The 22,927-nt window shown below is 65.9% G+C and carries 16 protein-coding genes and 1 pseudogene; 6 read left to right on the top strand and 11 right to left on the bottom strand.

What is annotated here, in order from left to right; all coding sequences use genetic code 11:
• Nucleotides 1-27 precede the first annotated feature (27 nt).
• Both KF871_RS06495 and KF871_RS06490 read left to right on the top strand, forming a co-directional pair.
• Nucleotides 28-1,086, top strand: a complete 1,059-nt coding sequence (locus KF871_RS06495; protein WP_291139864.1) for a cupin-like domain-containing protein — start codon at nucleotides 28-30, stop codon at nucleotides 1,084-1,086.
• A gap of 26 nt (nucleotides 1,087-1,112) precedes the next feature.
• A complete protein-coding gene (locus KF871_RS06490) occupies nucleotides 1,113-2,453 on the top strand; it encodes a glutamine synthetase family protein (protein WP_291139862.1) in 1,341 nt (446 codons plus the stop codon).
• Nucleotides 2,454-2,472: 19 nt separating this feature from the next.
• On the opposite strand, the gene KF871_RS06485 is transcribed toward KF871_RS06490, so the two are convergent.
• On the bottom strand, nucleotides 2,473-5,376 hold the full coding sequence (locus tag KF871_RS06485; protein WP_291139860.1) for a bifunctional diguanylate cyclase/phosphodiesterase: 2,904 nt from the start codon (nucleotides 5,374-5,376) through the stop codon (nucleotides 2,473-2,475).
• Between the two features lie 265 nt (nucleotides 5,377-5,641).
• Here KF871_RS06485 and KF871_RS06480 point away from each other — a divergent pair, with 265 nt between their 5' ends.
• Complete coding sequence (locus KF871_RS06480) at nucleotides 5,642-5,947, top strand: RNA-binding protein (RefSeq protein ID WP_251708276.1); 306 nt, start codon at nucleotides 5,642-5,644, stop codon at nucleotides 5,945-5,947.
• 27 nt (nucleotides 5,948-5,974) lie between these two features.
• Nucleotides 5,975-7,786 (top strand): annotated as a pseudogene (locus KF871_RS06475) (carboxyl transferase domain-containing protein); the annotation flags it as partial.
• Between the two features lie 20 nt (nucleotides 7,787-7,806).
• On the opposite strand, the gene KF871_RS06470 reads toward KF871_RS06475, so the two are convergent.
• Genes KF871_RS06470 through KF871_RS06460 form a run of 3 tightly spaced genes read right to left on the bottom strand, consistent with a single transcriptional unit; the run spans nucleotide 7,807 to nucleotide 13,701 of the window.
• Nucleotides 7,807-8,292 (bottom strand): response regulator, encoded by a 486-nt coding sequence (locus KF871_RS06470; RefSeq protein WP_291139856.1) that lies wholly within the window; start codon nucleotides 8,290-8,292, stop codon nucleotides 7,807-7,809.
• Nucleotides 8,289-12,167 (bottom strand): PAS domain S-box protein, encoded by a 3,879-nt coding sequence (locus KF871_RS06465; protein ID WP_291139854.1) that lies wholly within the window; start codon nucleotides 12,165-12,167, stop codon nucleotides 8,289-8,291. Before KF871_RS06465 ends, KF871_RS06470 begins: the two co-directional genes overlap by 4 nt.
• Before the next feature lie 31 nt (nucleotides 12,168-12,198).
• Complete coding sequence (locus KF871_RS06460) at nucleotides 12,199-13,701, bottom strand: FAD-linked oxidase C-terminal domain-containing protein (RefSeq protein WP_291139852.1); 1,503 nt, start codon at nucleotides 13,699-13,701, stop codon at nucleotides 12,199-12,201.
• 188 nt (nucleotides 13,702-13,889) lie between these two features.
• On the opposite strand from KF871_RS06460, the gene KF871_RS06455 reads away from it, so the two are divergent.
• Nucleotides 13,890-14,312 (top strand): Hsp20/alpha crystallin family protein, encoded by a 423-nt coding sequence (locus KF871_RS06455; protein WP_291139850.1) that lies wholly within the window; start codon nucleotides 13,890-13,892, stop codon nucleotides 14,310-14,312.
• Between the two features lie 25 nt (nucleotides 14,313-14,337).
• Here the strand turns inward: KF871_RS06455 and KF871_RS06450 are convergent, their stop codons facing one another.
• The 6 genes from KF871_RS06450 to purU all read right to left on the bottom strand — a co-directional run bounded on the left by KF871_RS06450 (nucleotide 14,338) and on the right by purU (nucleotide 20,593).
• On the bottom strand, nucleotides 14,338-15,573 hold the full coding sequence (locus KF871_RS06450) for a serine protease (protein WP_291139848.1): 1,236 nt from the start codon (nucleotides 15,571-15,573) through the stop codon (nucleotides 14,338-14,340).
• A 10-nt stretch (nucleotides 15,574-15,583) separates the two neighbouring features.
• Nucleotides 15,584-16,822: a serine protease gene (locus KF871_RS06445; RefSeq protein ID WP_291139846.1), complete on the bottom strand. Its 1,239-nt coding sequence runs from the start codon at nucleotides 16,820-16,822 to the stop codon at nucleotides 15,584-15,586.
• A gap of 10 nt (nucleotides 16,823-16,832) precedes the next feature.
• Nucleotides 16,833-18,053 (bottom strand): serine protease, encoded by a 1,221-nt coding sequence (locus KF871_RS06440; RefSeq protein WP_291139844.1) that lies wholly within the window; start codon nucleotides 18,051-18,053, stop codon nucleotides 16,833-16,835.
• A 5-nt stretch (nucleotides 18,054-18,058) separates the two neighbouring features.
• Nucleotides 18,059-18,634, bottom strand: a complete 576-nt coding sequence (locus KF871_RS06435) for a hypothetical protein (RefSeq protein ID WP_291139842.1) — start codon at nucleotides 18,632-18,634, stop codon at nucleotides 18,059-18,061.
• A 119-nt stretch (nucleotides 18,635-18,753) separates the two neighbouring features.
• Complete coding sequence (locus KF871_RS06430) at nucleotides 18,754-19,623, bottom strand: LysR substrate-binding domain-containing protein (protein ID WP_291139840.1); 870 nt, start codon at nucleotides 19,621-19,623, stop codon at nucleotides 18,754-18,756.
• A 121-nt stretch (nucleotides 19,624-19,744) separates the two neighbouring features.
• Nucleotides 19,745-20,593: a formyltetrahydrofolate deformylase gene (gene purU / locus KF871_RS06425; RefSeq protein WP_291139838.1), complete on the bottom strand. Its 849-nt coding sequence runs from the start codon at nucleotides 20,591-20,593 to the stop codon at nucleotides 19,745-19,747.
• 130 nt (nucleotides 20,594-20,723) lie between these two features.
• Between purU and KF871_RS06420 the strand changes: the two genes are divergently transcribed.
• Nucleotides 20,724-22,067: an aminotransferase class III-fold pyridoxal phosphate-dependent enzyme gene (locus KF871_RS06420; RefSeq protein ID WP_291139836.1), complete on the top strand. Its 1,344-nt coding sequence runs from the start codon at nucleotides 20,724-20,726 to the stop codon at nucleotides 22,065-22,067.
• Between the two features lie 21 nt (nucleotides 22,068-22,088).
• Here KF871_RS06420 and KF871_RS06415 read toward each other — a convergent pair whose 3' ends face one another.
• Complete coding sequence (locus tag KF871_RS06415) at nucleotides 22,089-22,889, bottom strand: ChaN family lipoprotein (protein ID WP_291139834.1); 801 nt, start codon at nucleotides 22,887-22,889, stop codon at nucleotides 22,089-22,091.
• Nucleotides 22,890-22,927 lie beyond the last annotated feature (38 nt).

Below are 22,927 nucleotides of genomic sequence, written 5' to 3'. Positions count from 1 at the left end.
CGAGGGCGGTGAGATACTGGCGCTCGCATGAGCAAGCCGGCCGCCATTCCCCCTGCGCCCCGTCCGGGTGACGCCGGTCTGCGCCCGGTGGACGCAGGCTGGCGCCAATGGATCGCCGAGAACCGCCTGCGCCAGTGCACCCCGACCTCCATGCTCGACACCATGGTCAAGGCCGGGCTGGACCCGGCAGCGTGCGAGCACGCCATTCAGGCCATGGAAAGCGACCCGGCCTATCTGGCGGCGCTCAAGTTCCAGCAAGTGCATGCCAAGCTGGTGTCGGTGGTGGCCAACCAGCAGCGCTTGCGCGAGCTCGACCCGCTGTACGGCCATGTCGAAAAGCGCAGCCGGGTGTCGTTGAACGAATTCGTCGACAAGTACGTGGTTGGCAGCCGTCCGGTGGTGCTGACCGACGTGGCACACGACTGGCCGGCCATGACACGCTGGTCACCCGAAGACCTGCGGGCACGCTTCGGCCATCTGGAGGTCGAAGTTCAGACCGAGCGCAGCGCCGACCCCAACTACGAAGTCAACAAGCTCGACCACCAGCGCAAGACCCGGCTCGCGGACTTCGTGGACCGGGTACTGGCGGGTGGCGCCACCAACGACTATTACCTGACCGCCAACAACGAGATGCTCAGCCGTCCCGGCTTTGCACCCTTGCTGGACGACATCGGCAGCCTGCCGCCCATCTGCGACCGCTCACAGCTGGCGCGCCGCGCGTCGTTCTGGTTTGGCCCGGCTGGCACGGTCACGCCGCTGCACCACGACACGATCATGCTGTGCCACACCCAGATCGTCGGGCGCAAGCGCTGGCGCCTCATCTCGCCGCTGCAAACACCGTTGCTCTACAACCATTTCGAGGTCTACAGCCCGGTCGACATGGACCGCCCCGACCTTGACCGCTATCCGCTGTACGCCCAGGCCACCGTGCTGGACGTGGTGGTTGAGCCCGGTGAGACCATGTTTCTGCCGTTGGGCTGGTGGCACCAGGTCAGCTCGCTCGACGTGAGCCTGTCTTTCTCGTATTCCAACATCGCGGTGCCCAACGAGTACCGCTTCGACAACCCGCGCATCACCAACTGGTAGCGCCAGCGCCCTCGCGGCCCCCACCCATGACCGACGCCCAGAGCATCCAGCAGTGGCTGGACGATCACCGCATCACCGAGGTCGAGTGCCTGATCCCCGATATGGCGGGCCAGGCGCGCGGCAAGATCGTGCCGCGCCACAAGTACGACCCGGCCGTGGGCCTGCGCCTGCCCGAAGCCGTGTTGACCATGACGGTGACCGGTGACTACCCCGAGAAGGATTTCACCTCGGTAGCCGATCCGGACATGCAGTTGCGTCCCGACGCCACCACGCTGCGCCCCGTGCCCTGGGCCAAGGAGCCCACGGCGCAGATCATTCACGACTGCTTCAGCTTTGACGGCAAGTCGGTCGACCTGTCGCCGCGCAACGTGCTGCGCCGCATCCTCAAGCTGTACGCCGACGAGGGCTGGAAGCCGATCGTTGCCCCCGAGATGGAGTTCTACCTGGTGCAGGTGGAGCCCGACGAAGACATTCCGCTGAAGGCCCCGGTCGGTCGCACACGCCGCACCGAGGCGGGCATGCAGAGCTTCTCGATGGACGCCATCAACGAGTACGACGACATCTTCGATGTCATGTACGACTGGTGCGAGGCCGAGGGCATCCAGCTCGACACCCTGATCCACGAGATGGGCACCGCGCAGATGGAAATCAACCTCGACCACGGCGACCCGTTGCCGCTGGCCGACCAGGTGTTCCTGTTCAAGCGCACCATCCGCGAGGTGGCCATTCGCCACCAGATGTATGCGACTTTCATGGCCAAGCCCATGCAGGGGCAGCCCGGCAGCGCCATGCACATCCACCAGAGCGTGGTCGGCATCGACGACGGCAAGAACATCTTCAGCCGCGCCGATGGCGAGGCGTCCGAGCGTTTCCTGCATTTCATCGGCGGCCTGCAGACCTACCTGCCAGCGGCCATTGCCTTCTTCGCGCCCTACGTCAACTCGTACCGACGCCTGTCGCGCTACACCTCGGCGCCCATCAACCTGAGCTGGGGCTACGACAACCGCACCTGCGGCCTGCGCGTGCCGCATTCGGTGCCGCAGGCGCGCCGGGTGGAGAACCGCCTCGCGGGTGTCGATGTGAACCCCTACCTGGCCATGGCCGCCAGCCTGGCCTGCGGCTACCTGGGCATGAAGCAGGGCCTGTCACCCACAGAACCGCTGGCGGGCAGTGCCTACGAGCAACCACATCAATTGCCACGGCACCTCGACGATGCGGTCGACAAGCTCATGCAGTGCGCGCCACTGGTCGAGGTGTTCGGCGAGCATTTCATCCAGACCTATGCCGCCATCAAGCACACCGAATACCGCGAGTACTTCGACGTGATCAGCCCTTGGGAGCGGCGCTTCCTGCTGCTCAACGTCTGAGCGGCAGCCAACGCGGGGCTCACATCACGACCATGCCGGCCATGGGGTTGGCCAGCAGCGCGTCCAGCGATTCGATCGGCAGCGGCTTGGAGAACAGGTGGCCCTGGAACTGATCGCAGCCCTGGTAGGTGAGGAAGTCGCGCTGCTCCACCGTCTCCACGCCCTCGGCCACCACTTGCAGGCTCAGTGACTGCGCCAGCGCAATGATGGCGCGCGAGATGGCGGCGTCGTTGGGGTCGGTCAGCACATCGGCCACAAAGGCCTTGTCGATCTTGAGCTGGTCCAGCGGCAGCCGCTTGAGCACCGACAGCGAGGAATAGCCGACGCCGAAATCGTCGAGCGAGAGTGTCACGCCCAGTGCCTTGAGCATGCCCATCTTCTCGATCGTGATCTCCATGCGGTCGGCCAGCAGGCTTTCGGTGAGCTCCAGCTTGAGCCGCTGCGGCTTGATGCCGCTGTTGCGGATGCAGGCCATCACCGTGTCGACGAAATCGGGGTGTCGGAACTGGCGCACGCTCACGTTCACGGCGATGCTGAGGTTCGCGGTTTCTGGCCGGCGCGCCCACACGGCAAGCTGCTTGCAGGCGGTCTCGATGGCCCATTGCCCCAGCGGCAGGATGAGACCGGTTTCCTCGGACACCGGGATGAAGTCGGAGGGATAGGTCAGGCCGCGCTCCGGGTGGTTCCAGCGCAGCAGCGCCTCCACCCCGGTGATCACGCCAGCGCGGTCGACCTGCGGCTGGTAGTACAGAACGAATTCGCCGCGACGCAGGCCGTCACGAAGGTCGGAGCTGGTCTGCGCGTTGGCGGTCATCGCCGCCTGCATGGGCGGGTCGAAGAAGCACAGCGTGTTGCGGCCCATGGCCTTGGCCTGGTACATCGCGAGGTCGGCCTGCTTGAGCAGCTCGCCAACGTCGGACTCGGTGCCACTGAAGATCGCCACGCCGATGCTGGGCGTGGCGAAGTGTTGGTTGCCGGTGAGCGCGAAGGGCTCGCGCAAGGTGTTGAGCACTTTCTCGGCCAGCACGCGGGCCTTGTGTGCCGCGGCCCGTGGGTCGTTGCTCAGGTCGTCGGCCATCACCACGAATTCGTCGCCACCCAGGCGCGCCACCAGATCGGTCTTGCGCACGCTGGCGGTCAGACGCTGAGCGACCTTCTTGAGCAACTGATCGCCAATCTGGTGGCCCAGCGTGTCGTTGAGGATCTTGAAGTTGTCGAGATCGATGAACAGCAGCGCGCCGTGCTGGCCGCTGCGCGCACTGGCCGCCAGCGCCTGCTGCAGCCGGTCCAGCAGCAGCTGGCGGTTGGGCAGGTCGGTCAATGGGTCGTAGAAGGCCAGGTGGCGGATCATGTCCTCGGCCGTCTTGCGCTGGGTGATGTCGCGTCCAACCGCCACCCAGTGCGTCACTTCCTCGGCGCTGCCCTGCACCGACACCACTTCCAGTTCTACCCAGAACAAGGCGCCACTCTTGCGCCGCACCATCAGCTCGGTGCGCGCCTTCTGGGTATCGCGAAGGCCTTGCGTGATCTCGCGCATCTTCGTCACGGTCGGATCGAGCTCCAGCAGCAGCTTGGGCGATTGGCCGAGCACCTCGTCCCGGCTGTAGCCGGTGTGATGGGTGAACGCGTCGTTGACGAACACGATGCGAGGTTCGGCCGCGCCACCCTGGGCGCCGGTCTCGGCGATCAGCACGATATCGTTGAGGCGGGCGACGCTGGTCTCCAGCAGCATGAGCTGCTCCTGCGAGTGGCGCCGCTCGGTCACGTCGCGAAAGTACACCGCCAGACCCTCTGCAAATGGGTAGGCCCGCACCTCCAGCCATTTGCCCAACGCCGGGAACCAGTCTTCAAGCTCGACCCGTCGGTTGTTCTGCAGCGCACGACCGAACTGCTCCTTCAGGCGTTGCGCCACCGCGGGCGAGAAGTCGTGCCAGACCTCCAGCCCGAGCAGGTCGGCGGTGGTCTTCTGAAGCAGGCGTTCGCTCTCCTGGTTCAGGTAGGTGAAGCAGCACTGGCGATCCAGGGTCACGAACGCTTCGGTGATGCTGGCCAGCGTCGTCGTCAAACGCATGGCAAGGCGCAGCGTCTCTTGCTGGGCTTGCTTGGTGGCCGAAATGTCGTGCACGGCCACCTGAACCAGTTCCACTTGTCCCGATGCGTCGGCCACGGCATCGCCCACCGTGCGCACCCACTTGGGCCCGACACCGTCCAGCAGAACCTGAACCTCTTCGTCGAAAGGCTCCCCGCGCAATGCGCATCGCTCGATCCGCTGCTTGAGCCCGTGGCGCCACTCGGGCGCCAAGTGTTCCAACAGATCCTCCAGTGTTTCGGGCGTGTGGTCCGGGTCGATGGCGAGCAGGCCCAGCAGGCCCGGGGAGCAGGTCAGGCGCTGGCCATCGGCCTCGATGGTGAACATCCCCAGCGCGGCGCTGCGCTCGACCAGTGCCACCTGGCTGTGGTGATGGCGCTGCTCCAGCGATTGGGCTTCATGCGAAGCCGCCAGGGCCCTGTGGTTGGTCAGCAGGCTGGCGCCCAGCTCGCAGAGGTCTGCTTCGGCCTCGGAAGTTGCCCGCCGGCGGTGCGCGCTGCCGTCAAACAGGAGCGCGCCTGCGCGCGAGTCCCCTGTCCAGGGCAACCAGCGCATGTGAACCAGCGGGGTGGATGGGTCACCGATGGCAGCAGAAGCCCACCGATCGTCTTGCCGGACATCGGCAATCCAGGTCAGGTCCACCGCCCTGTCATCGAAACGACCCAGCAGATCGTGGGCTTGCCCTGCGCTGAGTCCGTGCATGCCCAGCGGTGTCCAGGTGTTGTCATGCCATTCAAAACAGAGGCAGGCCGCCACGCCGGCCTGACGCGCCAGGGAGCGCGCCAGGCGGTCAAAAGGCGTGGGGCGGTGGCGTGGGGCGATTTCGTTTGACAAGGCGGGTCCGCGTGACGTGGCTGCTCAAGGATATCGGCGGCCGAAGGCGTAGAGGGTGGCAACGTGGCCACCCTGGCGGCCCCGATTCGTGAACTCGTCCACACTTGGGGGCGTTGACTCGGTTTTTTGTAACATACTTGTGACTTTCTGTAGCGACAGGACTAGCATGCCAATCCAAGGTCATCCGGGTGTCGTGGATGGCGCTTCACAATCGAAGAACGCCTCCGAAGGCGCCCCGATCAACCACAACGCGGGAGTAAGCAAGGTGAGCGCACTGGCAGAACTCAGGCAGCACAGCGACGTGACCAGCCTGAAATCCGCATTGCATCAGTTGTGCAGCGAGTTCGGGCGCATCACGCGCCTGGATATCCTGACCGCCATGCACGAAGGCACCAAGCAGGCCATCTGCTTCCTTCGTATGGAGCGCCCCGAGCAGGAGCAGCAACTCATGAAGAGCCTCGGCGTGGGGCGCTTCGGCGGTGAAGTCGTGTTTGTGCTCAACCTCAACGTGCCTGCCAAGCAGCAAGAGTTCGGTCCCTCTTCGCAGTGGGCCGATTCCGACATCTATTGAGCGTGCCGCGCTGCGGCAACTCTTCCTTTGCTTTCGCCACTTCAGGCCCAGGTCGTAGCGTGGCTCGCCCAACCGGGTGACCCGGTGCGCGCTGGGCAGGCCTTGCTGATCGTCGAGGCCATGAAGATGGAGCACGAGCTTGTGGCCGATCGCAATGGTCGGCTGGTCGATCAGCTGGTGCAGCCAGGCGAAATTGTCCAAGCAGGGCAGCACCTCTGGATCCTGGGCGAGGGGGGTAACGTCGCCTCGAACGTGCCGCAGCCTCCGTCCGAGGGCGTCGATCTGGAAGCCGAGCGCGCCGACCTGAGCGCATGGCGCGAGCGCATGGCGTACCTGGACGACAAGGCTCGCCCTGAGGCTGTTGCCAAGCGCCACGCGCTTGGCTTGCGCACCGCGCGCGAAAACATTGCCGATCTGTGCGACGCCGGCAGCTTCATCGAATACGGCGCATTGGCCGTGGCCGCCCAGCGGTCCCGCCGCAGCGAAGAAGACCTGGTCGCCAACACGCCCGCCGACGGGCAGATCACCGGCATCGGTTCGATCAATGCCGCGCAATTCGGGCCCGAGCGCACCCGTACGGCGGTTTTGGCCTACGACGCCACTGTGTTGGCGGGCACACAGGGCATGCGCAACCATCAGAAGACCGACCGCCTGCTGGGACTCGCCGCGCGTCAGGGGCTGCCGGTGGTTCTGTTTGCCGAAGGCGGCGGCGGGCGGCCGGGCGACACCGACCTGCCGGTGGTTGCCGGGCTGCATGTGGGGACGTTCGCGGCGATGGCCCGCCTGTCGGGCAGGGTGCCCACCATCGGCATTGCGGCCGGACGTTGTTTTGCCGGCAACGCGGCGCTGCTGGGGTGTTGCGATCTGGTCATCGCCACGCGCGGCAGCAACATCGGCATGGGCGGGCCGGCCATGATCGAAGGCGGTGGACTCGGGCGGTTTCGACCGGAAGAAATCGGCCCGGCAGAGGTTCAGCACGCCAACGGAGTGATCGATCTCCTGGCGCAGGACGAGGCCGATGCCGTGCGACTGGCGCGCCAATGCCTCGGGCTGTTTCAGGGCAAGCTGTCTGATTGCGAGGCGCCGGACCAGCGCGCGCTGCGTCAGTCGCTGCCTGAGAGTCGCCAGCGAAGCTACGACAGCCGCACGTTGGCAGAGGGCGTGGCCGACGTCGGCAGCCTGATCTGGTTGCGTGACGGTTTCGGCAAGGCGATCCACACCGGGTGGGGGCGTCTGGGTGGCCAAGCGGTCGGATTTGCCGTGAGCAACCCCTTGCACCTGGGCGGCGCGATCGACCCGGACGCGGCAGACAAGTTCGCCCGATTCATGCGTCTGTGCGACGCCTGGGGCCTGCCTCTGGTGAGCATGGTCGACACACCGGGCTTCATGGTGGGGCCGGACGTGGAGGCCCGCGCCCAAGTGCGTCATGCCAGCCGCTTGTTCGTGACCGCCGCCAATCTGCGTGTGCCGGTGTTCAGCGTGGTGGTCCGCAAGGCCTTTGGTCTGGGTGCAATGGCGCTGACGGCCGGCGGGTTTCACGAACCGGGCTTCACCGTGGCCTGGCCCAGCGCAGAGTTCGGCGCCATGGGACTGGAAGGCGCCGTGCGACTGGGTTATCGGAAGGAGCTGGAGGCGCAACCCGAAGGACCTGAACGCGAAAAGCTGTTCGAAGAGCTGCTGGCACGCCAGGTGCGCCAGGGCGCGGCCATTCCGATGGCCACCACGCTGGAGATCGATGCGGTCATCGACCCGGCGCAGACGCGCGACTGGTTGCTGCGTGGTCTTGCAGGCGCACCGGTGGGCACGATGGCGGCGAACCGCTTCGTTGACCCCTGGTAAGACCGGCGGATGACTTCAGGTCAGAGCAGTTCGCCGAAGCCTGTGCTGCGAACGCCTGCCGATGCCAGTGGGGGCGCCGTCTGGTTGATGTTCACCCAGAACTCGCAGACGTGTTTCATGGCGCTCAGGAACTGCGAAAACTCCGTGGGCTTGGCAATGTAGGCATTGGTGCCCGCGTCGTAGGCGCGCAGCAGATCGCTGGGCTCGGTGGACGAGGTCAGCACCACCACCGGAATGTTGTGCAACTGATCCGATGACTTGATTTCCTTGAGCACGCCGATGCCGTCCAGCAAGGGCATTTTCAGATCGAGCAGCACCAGCACCGGGTGACTGCCCGCACGCTGCGCAAACTGGTTGCGTCGGTAGAGATAGTCCAGCGCCTGCATGCCGTCGGAGACGTGGGTGACTCGCCCGTCCAGCCCATGGCGGGACAAAGCCAGCTTGGTGAGTTCGGCGTCGTCGGGGTTGTCCTCGACGAGAAGAATGGCGTCGGCGTTCTTGTTCATGGTTCGAGCGGGGCCGGCATCGAGTCGGTGGCGTCTGACAAACGGGGGCTGTCGATCGGAAGGGAGAAGTAGAACACGCTGCCTTCGCCCAGGCGACTTTCTGCCCAGACGCTGCCACCGTGGCGCTCGACGATGCGGCGGGTCAGCGCCAGACCGATACCGGTTCCTTCGAACTCCGAAGCGCGGTGCAGACGCTGAAAAACGCCAAACAGCTTTTGCGAATATTTTGTATCGAAACCCACGCCGTTGTCACGGACGGCGAAGACGTAGCCGCGCGCGTGCTCGATGGACCAGCTGACTTCGATCACGGCGCGCTCGCGCGGGCGACTGTATTTGAAGGCGTTGCCAAGGAGGTTGGCCCACACTTCGCGCAGCAGCAGCGCGTCGCCATGGACGATGGGCAGATCGGAGGCAATTTGCCAATCGACCACACGCCCTTCGGTGTCGTGGGCCAGTTGCGACACGACCGCACTGACCAGGTGGTTGAAATCGACCGGTGAGAAGTTCACCGCGGCGCGGCCCAGTCGCGAGAAAGCGAGCAGGCCGTCGATGAGTTGGCTCATGTGCCGGGCCGAGTTGCCAATCGTGCCCAGATACCGGCTGGTGGTTTCGTCCTGCTGGGCACCCAGGTGCTCTTCAAGCAGGCTCACGAAGCTGGAGATGTGGCGCAGCGGTGAGCGCAGGTCGTGCGACACCGAATACGAGAACGACTCCAGATCCCGGTTGGCGGCCAGCAACTGCTCGGTGCGCTCAACGACGCGCTTTTCGAGCTCATCGTTGATGTTGCGCATGAGGTCGTCCAGTTGCTTGGCGTCCGTCATGTCGCGGTTGATCTTGGCAAAGCCTTTGAGATCACCGTGCTGGTCGCGCAAGGCGATCAACACCGAATGCGACCAGTAGCGACTGCCGTCCTTGCGGGTGAGCCAGCTTTGCACATCGTGCTGGCCCCGCGACGCCGCCAGTCGCAGCATGCGTTCTGCATCGGCCTTGCCCGCTTCGGGATTGTCGGCGTCGAACAGCACCCCAAAGTGGCGTCCCAGCATTTGCACCGGTGAATAGCCGTCCATGCGCTGCGCGCTGTCCGTCCAGTCGGTGATGAAGCCGTTGGCGTCCAGAAAGTAAATGCAGTAGTCGCGCAGGTTGTCGACCATCAACCTGAACCGCTGTTCACTCTCCAGCAGTTCGGCCGAGCGCTCCTGGATGCGCAATTCAAGCTCTTCGTTGAGGTGGCTGACGCGCTCCTCGATGCGCTTGCGCTCGGTGATGTCGATGATCTGGATGAAGACACCGCGCGGCCGACCCTCGGCGTCGAGGTCGGGCAGGTAATTGGCACTGATGAAGATCGGGTGGCCATCGGTGGTCTGGCGCCAGGTCTCGAAATGCTGGGGCACGCCAGCCAGGGCCGCGGCCATGCGCGGCGCGATGTCAGCCCAGACCTCTGGTGGCACACATTCACTGATGGGTTCACCCAGGATTCGGTTGGGATCCATGCCGTACACACGCAAGTGCTCGGCGTTGGCAAACCGAAAGCGCAAATCGGCGTCGAGGTAGGCGATCAGGCCAGGCACCCGGTCGGTGATGTTGCGCAGGAAACGCTGTTGTTCCCGCAAGGCCTCTTCTGCGGCCTTGCGGCGGGTGATGTCGACCACCGTGGTGTTGCTGCGCAGGAAATTACCTTGCGCATCGCGCACCGCAGACGACGACAGCAATGCATAGAAGCGCGAGCCGTCGCGGCGCATCATCTCGTACTCCACGGCATCCACAGCGTCGTCGTGGAGCATGCGGCCCATGCGGGATTCGAGCAGCGCGACCTGACTGGGTGGAATGACATCGCGGAAGTTGAGGCGTCCCACCACCTCTTCCCGTCGAAAGCCCAGCCATTCAAGTTCTGTGTCGTTGATGGACACGAAGGTGCCGTTGACGTCGAGCGAGTGGTAACCGCAAGGCGCGCCGTTGTAGAGCGCCTTGGCCTGGTCCAGGGCGCGGCCCAGTTGCTGGTTGGCTTGTCCTACGCGGTCTTCTGCGGCCTTGCGCTCCGTGATGTCGATCATCTGAATGATCAAGCCACTGACCACGCCGTTCTCGATCCAGGGCGTGTACTCGACACTCGCGTAGAACGTGGGGCCACCGGGGAAGGCGCGCTCGCCTTCGAATCGTTGGTGTTCGCCGCGCAAGGCAGCGTCCAATCGCTCGCGTGCGCCCTCGTAGTCCTCCTGACGCGCAATGTCGCTCAGGTGCAGGCCGACCACGCTGCTGGGGTCGCCACCGCGCCAGCGCGCATAGCTGGCGTTGGCAAAGCGGCAGATCAGGTCGCGATCAAAGTAGGCCAGTTGAACCGGCACCGTGTCGGTCATCGCCTGAAGGAATCGCCCTTGAGCAGCCAGTGCCTGTTCGACCACCTTGCGCTCGGTGATGTCGATCAAGGTGTTGTTGGTACGCAGGAATCGGCCCTTGGCATCCTTGACCGCGGTGCTGCTGACCAGCGCGATGAACTCGGTGCCATCGCGGCGACGGAAGGTGAGTTCGGCGGGTTCGATCCGTGCCCCTTCCACCAAGGCCTTGAGCCGGGTCAGCGCAAATTCCAGATGCTCGGGGCGCAGTACATCGCGCAGGTGCAATTGGCCCACGACTTCGTGTCGTTCGTAGCCCAGCCAGTCCAGCTCGGTGCGATTCATCAGCACGAAGGTGCCATTGGCGTCGAGCGAGTGGTAGCCGCACGGTGCCTGGTTGTAGAGCGACTGCGCCTCCGCCAGGGCCATGCTCACACGCTCCTTGGCGTCGGCAAGCTCGTCGGTGCGCTCCTTCACCCGTCGCTCCAGTTCCGCGTTGAACTGGCGAATTTCTTCCTGCTGGTTGTGCTGGTCGGTGATGTCGCGCGACACCGCCAGCAGCATGACGGGGTGGCCCTGGGCATCGCAGATGGGTGTGATGGCCGTGTCCCACCACTTGGGCGTGCCCTTGAAGGTGTTGCCAAAGGCCACGAAGCGCGAACTCTGGCCATTGCGCGCGGCCTCGATCGCCGAGCGCGCCAGGGTGCCGCCTTCGTCCGGCCACCAGGTCGTCCAGTCGCTCAGGCGGATCTGTTCGAAATCGTCGACCTCGACCAGGCGACGACCCTGGTCGGTGATCTGAACCACCCGGCCTTGCAGGTCCAGCACCTTGGTGCAATCCGGACTGCTGGCAATGATCTGGCGGTTGAGCTCTTCCTTGAAGCGCGCTTCGGCTTCAAGCTCGCGCAGCGAGGTGATGTCCTGCACGAAGCCGAGTTGCCCGGTCAGGTGGCCATTGGCGTCGCGCAGCGGCGCGTTGCGCACCATCACATGGACGGTCTGGTTGTCGGGTTTGATCAGCCGGAACTCGACACTCAAGCCTTCACCCCGGGAAATCGCGCGCACCCAGTGGGCTTGCACACGCTCGAGGTCTTCGGGGTGCACCCGGGCCAGCCAGCCGAAGTTGGGGAACTCATCACGCTCCAGGCCGAAAATCTGCTGCAGCTGAGCGTCGATGTGCGTCAGCAAGCCCGCTTCGTCGGTGCGAAAGATGCCGATGGGAAACACGCTGCCCAGGGCGGCGAACAGAGCTTCGTATTCCAGGCGGGTGGGGTGGTGAGCGGGGTCGGCGGTCAGTGCTGTACTGAGGTCGAGTGGCAAGTCCGCGTGGAACCTCGCATTGCCGTTGACGCCATGTGCGTCGCCGTTGACCGGACTCAGGTGCTGGGCGTAGCGTTGCCGCAGGTATTCGTTCTCGGCCTTCAGCGTGCGCAGCTCCAGCAGCAGCGCGCGCTCGCGATCCGTCTCGCCAACCTCGCCGTCGCGGCGTGCCAGCGGTGTCAGACCAGACGGCAACAACACGCTCATTGCCGCAATGTACCCCACGGTCAGGGGTATTTCGACCTCAAAAAGCGCCTCAAAAGCGAGGTATTTCCGGATGTGCGAGCCGCCCGCCTCGCACCAGCATGCGCCCATACTCCGCGCAGCGTTGCAATGTGGGGATCACCTTGCCCGGATTCAGTAAGCCTTTGGCATCAAATGCGCGCTTGATGGCGAACATCTGCGCGTTCTCTTCGCCCGAGAACTGAACGCACATGCTGTTGAGCTTTTCAACCCCCACACCATGCTCGCCGGTGACCGTTCCGCCCATCGCCACGCTGGTCTCCAGAATGTCAGCGCCAAAGCGCTCGCAGCGTTTGAGCTGGTCCGGATCATTGGCATCGAAGAGGATCAGCGGGTGCAGATTGCCGTCGCCGGCGTGAAAGACGTTGGCGCAGCGCAGGTTGTAGGTCTTCTCCATGGCCTGGATGGCCAGCAGGATGTCCGTCAGGCGCTTGCGCGGAATGGTCGAGTCCATGCACATGTAGTCGGGGCTGATGCGCCCGCTGGCCGGAAAGGCGTTCTTGCGCCCGCTCCAGAAGCGAAGTCTTTCGGCCTCGTCTCGGCTGACGGCAATGGCGGTGGCGCCGGCGTTGCGCAAGACCGCGCTCATGCGCTCGATCTCCTCGGCTACCTCTTCCGGCGTGCCGTCGCTCTCGCACAACAGAATCGCCTCGGCCGTGAGGTCGTAGCCCGCGTGCACAAAGTCCTCGACCGCCGCGGTCATGGGCTTGTCCATCATCTCCAGGCCGGCCGGGATGATGCCTTGCGCGATCACCGCCGCCACGGCATCGCCGGCCTTTCGCACGTCGTCGAAGCTGGCCATGATGCAGCGCGCCAGCTGGGGTTTTGGCACCAGCTTGACCACCACCTCGGTGGTCACCGCCAACATCCCTTCGCTGCCCACGATCAGCGGCAGCAGATCAAGGCCTGCGCCGTCCAGGGCGCGGCTGCCCAGGGTGAGTGGCTCGCCGTCGATGCCGAAGCCGCGCACCTGCAGCACGTTGTGCAAGGTGAGCCCGTACTTCAGACAGTGCACACCCCCCGAGTTCTCGGCCACGTTGCCACCGATGGTGCAGGCGATCTGGCTGCTGGGGTCGGGGGCGTAGTACAGGCCGAACGGTGCCGCGGCCTCGCTGATTGCCAGATTGCGCACGCCGGCCTGCACGGTGGCCGTTCGCGAGCGGACATCGATGTCGACGATGCGGTTGAACTTGGCCAGCGACAACACCACGCCCATCGCATGGGGCATGGCCCCTCCGGACAAGCCGGTGCCCGCCCCGCGCGCCACTACCGGCACCTCCAGTTGGTGACAGGCCTTCAGAATGGCCGCCACCTGGGCCTCGGTCTCGGGCAGTGCCACCGCCAGCGGCCGTTCGCGGTAGGCGGTCAGGCCGTCGCACTCGTAGGGCACGGTGTCCTCGGGCTGCCACAGCAGCGCGTGCGCGGGCACGGCTCTGGCCAGGGCCTGTACCACTTCGGCCTGTCGTTGGGCGCGGCGCACTCGATCGGCTTCGGCGGGAAGTGTGGGCGCATTCATGGGGGAAGTCTCCTTGCCGGGCAGTGTAGAACCGCGGCCCCGGCCACAGATTGAAAATTCCTTCAGGCCGGTTTGACGCCCGTCAAGTCCGGCGAGGCACCCCTCTTGAAATGTTTGGGGCCGACGTCAGTTTGGGGGCATGGCGCAGTGCGGCGGTCGCACCGGCCAAGCTTCTGGAGGACTCACCCATGAATGGACTCATCTCTCGCGGCAACCTGTTCGACGACCTCTTTCGCGACGTGGCGCCCGGCTTCTTTGTCAAACCCCTGCATGGTGACGCGCTGCCCGCGCAGATGAAGGTGGACGTGAAGGAAGTGGGCAATGCCTACGCCATCGACGCCGAAGTGCCCGGCGTGGCCAAGGACGACATTCACGTGACCATCGAAGGCAACGTGGTGACGCTGCGCGCCGAGGTCAAGCAGGCCGACGCCCAGCGCGATGGCGAGCGCGTGCTGCGCAGCGAGCGCTACTTCGGCGCAGTGGCCCGCAGCTTTCAGCTGCCGCAGGACATCGACGAGTCCGCCGCCAAGGCGCGCTACGACAACGGCGTGCTGCGCCTGACGCTGCCCAAGAAGGCCGCGGTGGCGGGTCAGCGACTGACGATCGAGTGAGGCGGGCGCGGCAGGCTGGCCGCGCTCACTCGCTGCGGATGTCGACGAGTTCGATGGACTCGTCAACCTGGAAGATCTGTGACTTGGCCACCGCCTCGAAGCGCACGATGCGACCCAACGCGGGTGCATAAAGGGCGGAGGCCTTGTAGGGCGCGCCGAACGACACGTGTCTGCCCGTGAGGCGACGGGTGTAGCCTTCGAGGGTCACCCTGACGACCTTCAGTTCGCGCTCGCCGACGCGCACTGTGCTGGCGTCTACCACGCGCGCGCGCAGCTCCATGGAAATTTCGACATCGGCGTGCCGCAACGAGTAGTCCAGGCGCCAGCTGGTGCCCACCTCGGGTGTACCTGAGACCCAGCCGCCCGGCGGCATGGCGAGGTCCAGTTCACCGCCAGCGCCCAGGCGGTTGGTTTCCACCTTGCCGTCCGCTGTCTCGACGCGGTCGCCACCATTGAAGATGCGCCGGTCGCCTTCGATACGGTCGAGCCGATAGACCACCGTCTGCGTGTTGCCCGTGAATCGGTCGGTGAGCTTGTATTCGAACACCCGGTCCATTTTGGGGGCCGAGGCGGTGGTCGCGGCCACGGGCGGTGGCGCATTGCGCGCCGCCAGAGCCGCCTGTGCGCGCTCGGGCACCTCGGCGATCCAGCTCGCGGGCAGCGCGAAGTTCAGGTTCTGCGAGTCCTTCAATCCGAATGACGTAATGCCGATCAGCCGCCCCTGCGCGTCGAACAGCCCGCCACCCGAAGAACCCGGTGAGATCGGCACCGTGATCTGCAGCGCCTCGAACGCGGCGCGTTCATTGCGCCGGATGCCCGAGAGCAGGCCGTCGCTGATGGTGGTTTCCAGCCCGCGCGGTGCGCCGATGGCGTACACCCGCGCGCCCACCCGCAGCGATTCGGGCGGGGCGATGGTCACGGGTGGCGCACTGAAGTTGGCGACCTTGAGCTGGCACAGGTCGCGTTCGGTGTCGGGGTGCTCCAGCTCGGCGCCGTAGCTGACGTTCTCGCGGCCCACCGACACGCGCGCGGCGCGGCGCAGCACGTGGCAGTTGGTGATGAGGCGGCCGGGCCCGATGACCACGGCGCTGCCCTGGGTGAGGGGTCTGCCTTCGGTGTCGGCCGTGCGCACCGTCCACACGCTGGGGGCGACCCGCTCGAAGAGTGTTTCGGGAGTGAGGTCGGTCTGGGCGTGGGCGGCGCAGGTCAGGGCCAGGGCGCCGAGCAACGGCAGCTGACGAACACGGGTAAGGGCTCTCATGGGGCTCCAGTCACTCGCTGCGGATGTCGATCAATTCCAGGACCTCGTCGATGTTTACCCGCCCCACACCATGCCCACCGTTGGCCACGGTCTCGAACCGGACCATCCGGGCCAGTTCCGGCGAGTACCACGCGTTGAGCGTGTAGGGCACCGAATACACCATTCGCCTGACGAACCCCTTGAACTCGACATGAATGACGTCCAGCTCACGCGCACCCACCCGCAGTCTGCTGGCGTCGATGTAGCGTGCGCGCAGTTCCACCTGCCGGGCCTCATCGCCCTGACCTCTGGTGTAGTCAAGGCGCCAGCTGCTCCCTGGTTCTGGTTTGGACGGTATCCAGCCCCCGTTGGGCATCAAGGCGTCAAACTCACCACCGATCGCCAGCGTGTTTTCAAGCACGCCGCCACCCACGCGTTCCACACGGGTGCCGTTGTTGAACACCATGCGGTCGCCTTCGACCCGATCGAGGCGGTAGATCACCTTTTGCGACACACCCGAGCGGCGGTCACGCAGCTGGTATTCAAAGACCCGATCGCCCTGGGGCACGGCGGCGGTGCCGCCTGAAGCCACCGGTGGCGGCGGTGCATTGCGCGCCGCGAGTGCCGCCTGCGCGCGCTCGGGCACCTCGGCAATCCAGCTCGCGGGCAGCGCGAAGTTCAGGTTCTGCGAGTCCTTCAATCCGAAGGTGGTGATGCCGATCAACCGCCCCTGCGCGTCGAACAGACCACCGCCGGAGGAGCCCGGTGAAATCGGCACCGTGATCTGCAGCGCCTCAAACGCGGCGCGCTCGTTGCGCCGGATGCCCGATAGCAGGCCGTCGCTGATGGTGGTCTCCAGTCCGCGCGGTGCGCCAATGGCGTACACCCGCGCGCCCACGCGCAACGATTCGGGCGGAGCGATGGTCACGGGTGGTGCGCTGAAGTTGGCCACCTTGAGCTGGCACAGGTCGCGCTCGGTGTCGGGGTGCTCAAGCTCGGCGCCGTAGCTGACGTTCTCGCGCCCGACCGACACGCGAGCCGCGCGGCGAAGCACGTGGCAGTTGGTGATGAGGCGGCCGGGCCCGATGACCACGGCGCTGCCCTGGGTGAGGGGTCGGCCTTCGGTGTCGGCCGTGCGCACCGTCCACACGCTGGGGGCGACCCGCTCGAAGAGTGTTTCGGGGGTGAGGTCGGTCTGGGCCTGGGCGGCGCAGGTCAGGGCCAGGGTGCCGAACAACGGCAGCTGACGCAAAAGGGCGTAGGGTTTCATGGGAATCGGATCATTCGCTGCGAATGTCCACCAGCTCGAGCGCTTCGTCCACATAGATGTAGCGATCATGCGCCTTGGCCTCGAAGCGAACAACGCGGCCCAGCGCCGGCGCATACCAGGCAGAGGCCTTGTAGCTGGAGAAACCGGCGGTGGAGCGGGTCGTGTACCCCTCGAACCGGACGACCACCACGTCGAAGTCCCGCGTGCCGATGCGCATGGACGAAGTCTCGGTCGCGCGGGCCCGCAACTCCATGTGCGCACTGCCGTAACTCAGACGGGACTTGTAGTCGAGCCGCCAGGCAGCGCCGAGCTCTGGCTTGCTCGACACCCACCCGCCGGGCGGCATCACCAGATCGAACTCACCGCCCAGAGGTTGCTTGTTCTCGATGACGCCTCCGCCTTCGCGCTCGATGCGGTCACCGTTGTTGAAGACCATGCGATCGCCTTCCACGCGATCGAGCCGGTAGACGATGGACTTGAAGTTGCCGGTAGAGCGGTCGGTGAGGCGGTACTCGAAGACCCGGCTGGCCGCAGTGGCAGCCGCGGAACTGGCGCCATTGCCGGTGTCGGGCGGCGGCGCATTGCGCGCTGCCTGGGCCGCCTGCGCACGCTCGGGCACCTCGGCGATCCAGCTTGCGGGTACCGCGAAGTTCAGGTTCTGTGAGTCCTTCAGGACAAAGCTGGTGATACCGATCAGCCTGCCGTACGCGTCGAACAGCCCCCCCCCGGACGAGCCCGGCGATACAGGCACCGTGATCTGCAGCGCCTCAAACGCGGCGCGCTGATTGCGCCGGATGCCCGATAGCAGGCCGTCGCTGATGGTGGTCTCCAGCCCGCGCGGTGCGCCGATGGCGTACACCCGCGCACCCACGCGCAACGATTCGGGCGGGGCAATGGTCACGGGTGGCGCGCTGAAGTTGGCGACCTTGAGCTGGCACAGGTCGCGCTCGGTGTCGGGGTGCTCAAGCTCGGCGCCGTAGCTGACGTTCTCGCGGCCCACCGACACCCGTGCCGCGCGGCGCAGCACGTGACAGTTGGTGATGAGACGGCCCGGTCCGATGACCACGGCGCTGCCCTGGGTCAGGGGTCTGCCTTCGGTGTCGGCCGTGCGCACCGTCCACACGCTGGGGGCGACCCGCTCGAAGAGTGTCTCCGGGGTCAGGACGGGCTGGGCCTGGGCCATCGAGATGCCGAGTACCAAACCAGAAAGGAGCAGGGTGTGCCGGCGCATGGTGCTCACTTTTGGGGCGGCAACAGGCCTCGCAGGTCGTCGATCGTCACCCTGGACTCGCCGGGCTTTGCCGAACCCGCGGTGGCGGGCATCGGCGATTGCGATGGATTGGCGTCTTTGCTGGTCGTCGTGCTGGGCGGGGCGCCGGTGTCGGTGCCTGCGACAGGTTGGCCGTCTTTTTCGTCCTTGCGATCAAAGATCAGCGTCTTGCCAAACACCAGCTGCACCCAGGTGGGGTAGGTGTAGGCCGTGCCCTTGCTGTGGTCGATGATGGCGCCCACAGCGCCGCCCAGAATGATGTTGCCAAACATGCCGGAGTTGGCTCGCGAGACGGCCCGGGCCTTGGCATCGGGGTTGTCCGGGTGGCTGCAAACGATGTCCAGATCGGTCCCGGATCGCCTGACGTCTGCGGTGTTGCCCGACCTGACTTTTACGCTCTCATACTCGTTGCCCAGTTTGCAATCTGCGCCCGTGACCACTTCGCCGGTTGCGGTCAGCGTTTCGACTTTCACGGGCTGGGTGGTCTCGTTGAGGACGGTCGCGCAACCGGTCATGGTCAGGCACGCCACGAGAAGGGCCATCCTTCCGAACATTTGTACTCCCTCATCTGGATTGATGCGCGACTGTAACTTCGAGTTACACGCTTGCCGCTGCGTGCAGCATCGGCGTTGCGCCGATGCTGCGCAGCCAGGGGGAAACCCTAGCCCATGGCCTGTTGCAGCCAACGAGCAAACGCCGCGCACTCCCAGCGCTCCATGGTTCCGCTGCGCCAGCACAGGTAGTGCGCGTGCGGGCTGGGCACGCGCCGGGGGTACAGGGGAATCAGCACGCCGCTGTCGAGCCAGGGCGCCGCGAGCTTGTAGCGCAGCAGGCCCACGCCCATACCGGCGGCGGCGGCGTCGCACATCAGGCCAATGTCGTTGAACTGCGAGCCCTCAACGGGTTCGGGCCAGTCCAGCTCGTGGGCGGCGAACCAGGTGCGCCAGGGCTCCAGCGGGCTGCGCAGCATGGGCACACCCGCCAGGTCTTCGGGGGTATCGAACGGGCCGTGCTCGCGAGCGAAGGCGGGTGAGGCCATGGGCGAGATGTCGTCCTTGGCCAGCAACAGGTGCTCCACGTCCGCATAGCGGCCGGTACCGAACCGCACCATCAGGTCGGCGTCTTCGGCCACCACATCCAGCAGCGGAATGCTGACCTGCAGCGTCAGGTCGATTTCCGGGTAGGCATCGCTGAACTGCTTGAGGCGGGGCAGCAGGATCGAACGCGCAAACGTTGGCGTGACCGCCAGGCGCAGCTTGCGCCGGCCCGGCGAGGCCTGTTGCGACGGGAACTGCTGCAGCGACGCCAGGCCTTCGCGCACGCGGGCCAGGTACTCGATGCCCTCGGTGGTCAACGAAAAATCGGCGCGGCCAAAGAGCTTGGTGCCCAGGGCTTCTTCCAGCTGGCGAATGCGGTGGCTGACCGCGCTGGGCGTGACGTTGAGCTCGTCGGCGGTCTGGGTGACGCTGCGCAGCCGCGCCAGTGCCTCGAACGTGAGCAGGCACTGAATGGGCGGGATGCGCATCGTCATGGCGATACGTTTCAAGCGACGTGACCGAGCCGGGGTGCGCCGCGCACGGCCGCCCCGAAGCGGCCGCGCGCCCCCCAGTGGGGGGAGGCAGCCCGCAGGGCTGCATCGGGGGGCGTCCTATTCATTTGAAGACGACGGTCTTGTGCCCGTTGAGCAGCACACGGTGCTCGCTGTGCCACTTGACGGCCCGCGCCAATACCTGGCTCTCGGTGTCGCGGCCCAGGGCCGTGAGGTCTTCCACGGTGTCGGTGTGGTCCACGCGCGCCACGTCCTGCTCGATGATGGGCCCTTCGTCCAGATCGGCCGTCACGTAGTGCGCGGTGGCGCCGATCAGCTTCACACCGCGGTCGTGCGCCTGGTAGTAGGGCTTGGCGCCTTTGAAGCTGGGCAGGAAGCTGTGGTGGATGTTGATGGCCCGGCCAGCCAGCTCCCGGCACAGGTCGTTGGAGAGGATCTGCATGTAGCGCGCCAGCACCACGAGCTCGGCCTCCTCGGCCCGAATGATTTCCAGCTGCCGGGCCTCGGCCTGCGTCTTGGTGGCCGCGGACATGGGCACGTGGTGAAAGGGCACGTTGTAGCTGGCCGCCAGCTGGTAGAAGTCGCGGTGGTTGCTCACGATGGCGCGGATGTCCAGCGGCAGCAGGCCGCTTTTCCAGCGGAACAGCAGGTCGTTGAGGCAGTGCCCTTCCTTGCTGACGAAGATCACCGTGCGCATTGGCTGGGTCAGCGGGTGCAGGCCCCAGCGCATCTCGAAGGGGGCAGCGAAGGCCGCCAGCTGCTCACCCAGATCGGCACGGGTCAATTGCGTGCAGGCAAATTGCACGCGCATGAAGAACAGGCCGGTGGCGTGGTCGTTGTACTGGGCCGCTTCTTCGATGTTGCCGCCGCGCTCGAACAGAAAGCCGGAGACGGCGTGCACGATGCCCGGGCGGTCGGGGCAGGACAGGGTGAGAACGTAGGTGTTTTCCATGGCGGCGCGATTGTCGCAGCCCGCCGCCGGCCGCGCTGGTGGGCCTGGCGCGTACTTCATCAGTGGCGCCATCGGCCGGTCGCGGTCGGTGCCAGAATCCGCCGATCATTGCCCGCGAGGAGACGCCGCCATGGCCTACACCGAATTTCGCATGGACAACCAGTGGTTGCCCTTCACCCCCAACCGCAGCTTCGCCAAGGACCCGCGTGTGTTCGTGGCGGCCGACGGCATGCACTTCACCACCCACGACGGCCGCCAGGTCATCGACGGGATCTCCAGCCTGTGGTGCGTCGGCGCGGGCCACAACCGCGCGCCCATCAACGAGGCGATCAAACAGCAGCTGGACACGCTGGACTACGCCACCGCCTTCAGCATCAGCAACGACAAGGCCTTTCGCGCCGCAGAGATGATCGCGGCCATGGCGCCCGGCGATCTGAACAAGGTGCTGTTCTGCAACTCGGGCTCCGAGGCGGCCGACACCTCGATGAAGGTGGCCCTGGCCTATCACCGCGCGCGTGGCGAAGGCCAGCGCAACCTGTTCATCGGCCGCGAGCGCGGCTACCACGGGGTGGGCTTTGGCGGCATGTCGGTGGGCGGCATTCCGGCCAACCGCAAGGTCTACGGCACCAGCCTGCTGCCGCGGGTGGATCACCTGCGCTTCATCCACGACCCGCTCAGGCACGCCTTTGTGCAGCACCAGGAGCCGGTGTGGGAAGAAGACATCCTGCTCGAGCTGGAAAACCGCATCCTGCCGCTGCACGACCCGAGCAACGTGGCGGCGGTGATCGTCGAGCCGGTGGCGGGCAGCGCGGGCTGGTACGTGCCGCCCAAGGGTTACCTCAAGCGCCTGCGCGAAATCTGCGACAAGCACGGCATCCTGCTGATCTTCGACGAGGTCATTACCGGCTTCGGGCGCCTGGGCACGGCCTTCGGCGCCGACTGGTACGGCGTGCAGCCCGACATGCTCAATTTCGCCAAGTGCGTCACCAACGGCGTGATCCCCATGGGCGGCGTGATCTGCAGCCAGCGCATCTACGACGCCATGATGGGCGCGCACGGCAACGCGCCCGACCACGCCATCGAGTTCTTCCATGGCTACACCTACTCGGGCCACCCGGTGGCCTGCGCGGCCGCCATCGCGACGCTGGAGCTGTATCAGCGCGAGAACCTGTTTGCCCGCGCGGGCGAGATGGGCCAGTTGCTCAGTGACGCCATGTTCAGCGCCATCAAGGGCCTGCCGCACGTCATCGGCATCCGCAGCCTGGGTCTGGCCTGCGCGGTCGAGCTCGCGCCGCAGGCCGGCATGCCCGGCAAGCGCGCCTTCGATGTCTTCCTCGACTGCTTCCACCGCGGCGTGCTGGTGCGCAATGCGGGCGACAACCTCGTGTTCGCGCCGCCCTACATCGTCGAGCGCGAGCACATCGAGACCATGGTCTCGGTGCTGGCCGACGCCATCAAACGCTTGCCCGCTTGATCGACGTCGCCGGTTCGCGCCTCAGCGCTTGAACCGCTCGTGCAGCTGCGCGCAGTGGTCGCGCTCTGGCAGCGCGGGCGTGTCCCAGTAGGCGTGGGCCGGCACATCGCGTGCCGCCTCGCCGGCGCGCGCCACCACGGCGCGATAAGGCAACTGGCTGGCCAGGTGCAAGGGCACGCCCAGGTCGGTGCGCACGTGCCCGTTGCCGGCAATCAGCAGCACGGTCTTGCCCCGTTGCACCAGGGCCGTGGCCACCTGCGCCATTGAGCGGTCGCGTGCCAGCTGGATGCGTGTCATCGGCGCCAGCTGATTGGGCGGCAGCAAGTCGCAATGGGCCTCGCGAATGCCCTCGCGCTGTTGGTCGAACACCGCCTTGCTGACCGATTGGTCGAGCGAGCGGTCAATCATGGCGGTTCGCATGGCGATGCGCGGCAGATTGCCACCGAACACCGGCACGCCCGCCTTCACGGCGGCCATGACCACCGGACCATAGGTCTGCCACGGCCAGCCTGCGTCGCGCCAGGCCAGCGCTTCACGCACCTGGGCTTCGCTGGCACTGGTCGGCAGACCATGGGTGTCGTGGCCGGCGTCGACCATTTCCATCACCACCGCCACGAGCTGGTTGCCTCGGGCGAGCGATTCGACAATCGCTTGCTGCAAAGCCTGATGTTCCGGGGCGTCGTGTTGCTCGCCGATCAACAGCAGCGGGGTGTCGCCGACCCGCGCGAGCAGCCGTTCGACGGTATCGGGCGTTGGGGTGGCACAGCCCCCCAGCAGCAAAGCCAGGGACAAAGCGAGGGTGACAGCGGATCGACAGGCCATGCGCCGATACTAGCCACCGTTTGCCTGCACCCTGCATG

The organism is Hydrogenophaga sp., from assembly GCF_019635465.1.
Classification (GTDB): domain Bacteria; phylum Pseudomonadota; class Gammaproteobacteria; order Burkholderiales; family Burkholderiaceae_C; genus Hydrogenophaga.
The sequence above is the reverse complement of the archived record's forward strand: the minus strand, read 5'-3'. Positions and strand labels throughout refer to the sequence as shown.

Excerpts from the sequence above, each read along its gene's own strand:
- purU (WP_291139838.1), bottom strand. The coding sequence starts at position 20,593 with ATGGAAAACACCTACGTTCTCACCCTGTCCTGCCCCGACCGCCCGGGC.
- KF871_RS06460 (WP_291139852.1), bottom strand. The coding sequence starts at position 13,701 with ATGAATGCGCCCACACTTCCCGCCGAAGCCGATCGAGTGCGCCGCGCC.
- KF871_RS06490 (WP_291139862.1), top strand. The coding sequence starts at position 1,113 with ATGACCGACGCCCAGAGCATCCAGCAGTGGCTGGACGATCACCGCATC.
- KF871_RS06430 (WP_291139840.1), bottom strand. The coding sequence starts at position 19,623 with ATGACGATGCGCATCCCGCCCATTCAGTGCCTGCTCACGTTCGAGGCA.
- KF871_RS06420 (WP_291139836.1), top strand. The coding sequence starts at position 20,724 with ATGGCCTACACCGAATTTCGCATGGACAACCAGTGGTTGCCCTTCACC.
- KF871_RS06435 (WP_291139842.1), bottom strand. The coding sequence starts at position 18,634 with ATGGCCCTTCTCGTGGCGTGCCTGACCATGACCGGTTGCGCGACCGTC.
- KF871_RS06455 (WP_291139850.1), top strand. The coding sequence starts at position 13,890 with ATGAATGGACTCATCTCTCGCGGCAACCTGTTCGACGACCTCTTTCGC.
- KF871_RS06440 (WP_291139844.1), bottom strand. The coding sequence starts at position 18,053 with ATGCGCCGGCACACCCTGCTCCTTTCTGGTTTGGTACTCGGCATCTCG.
- KF871_RS06495 (WP_291139864.1), top strand. The coding sequence starts at position 28 with ATGAGCAAGCCGGCCGCCATTCCCCCTGCGCCCCGTCCGGGTGACGCC.
- KF871_RS06415 (WP_291139834.1), bottom strand. The coding sequence starts at position 22,889 with ATGGCCTGTCGATCCGCTGTCACCCTCGCTTTGTCCCTGGCTTTGCTG.
- KF871_RS06445 (WP_291139846.1), bottom strand. The coding sequence starts at position 16,822 with ATGAAACCCTACGCCCTTTTGCGTCAGCTGCCGTTGTTCGGCACCCTG.
- KF871_RS06450 (WP_291139848.1), bottom strand. The coding sequence starts at position 15,573 with ATGAGAGCCCTTACCCGTGTTCGTCAGCTGCCGTTGCTCGGCGCCCTG.
- KF871_RS06470 (WP_291139856.1), bottom strand. The coding sequence starts at position 8,292 with ATGAACAAGAACGCCGACGCCATTCTTCTCGTCGAGGACAACCCCGAC.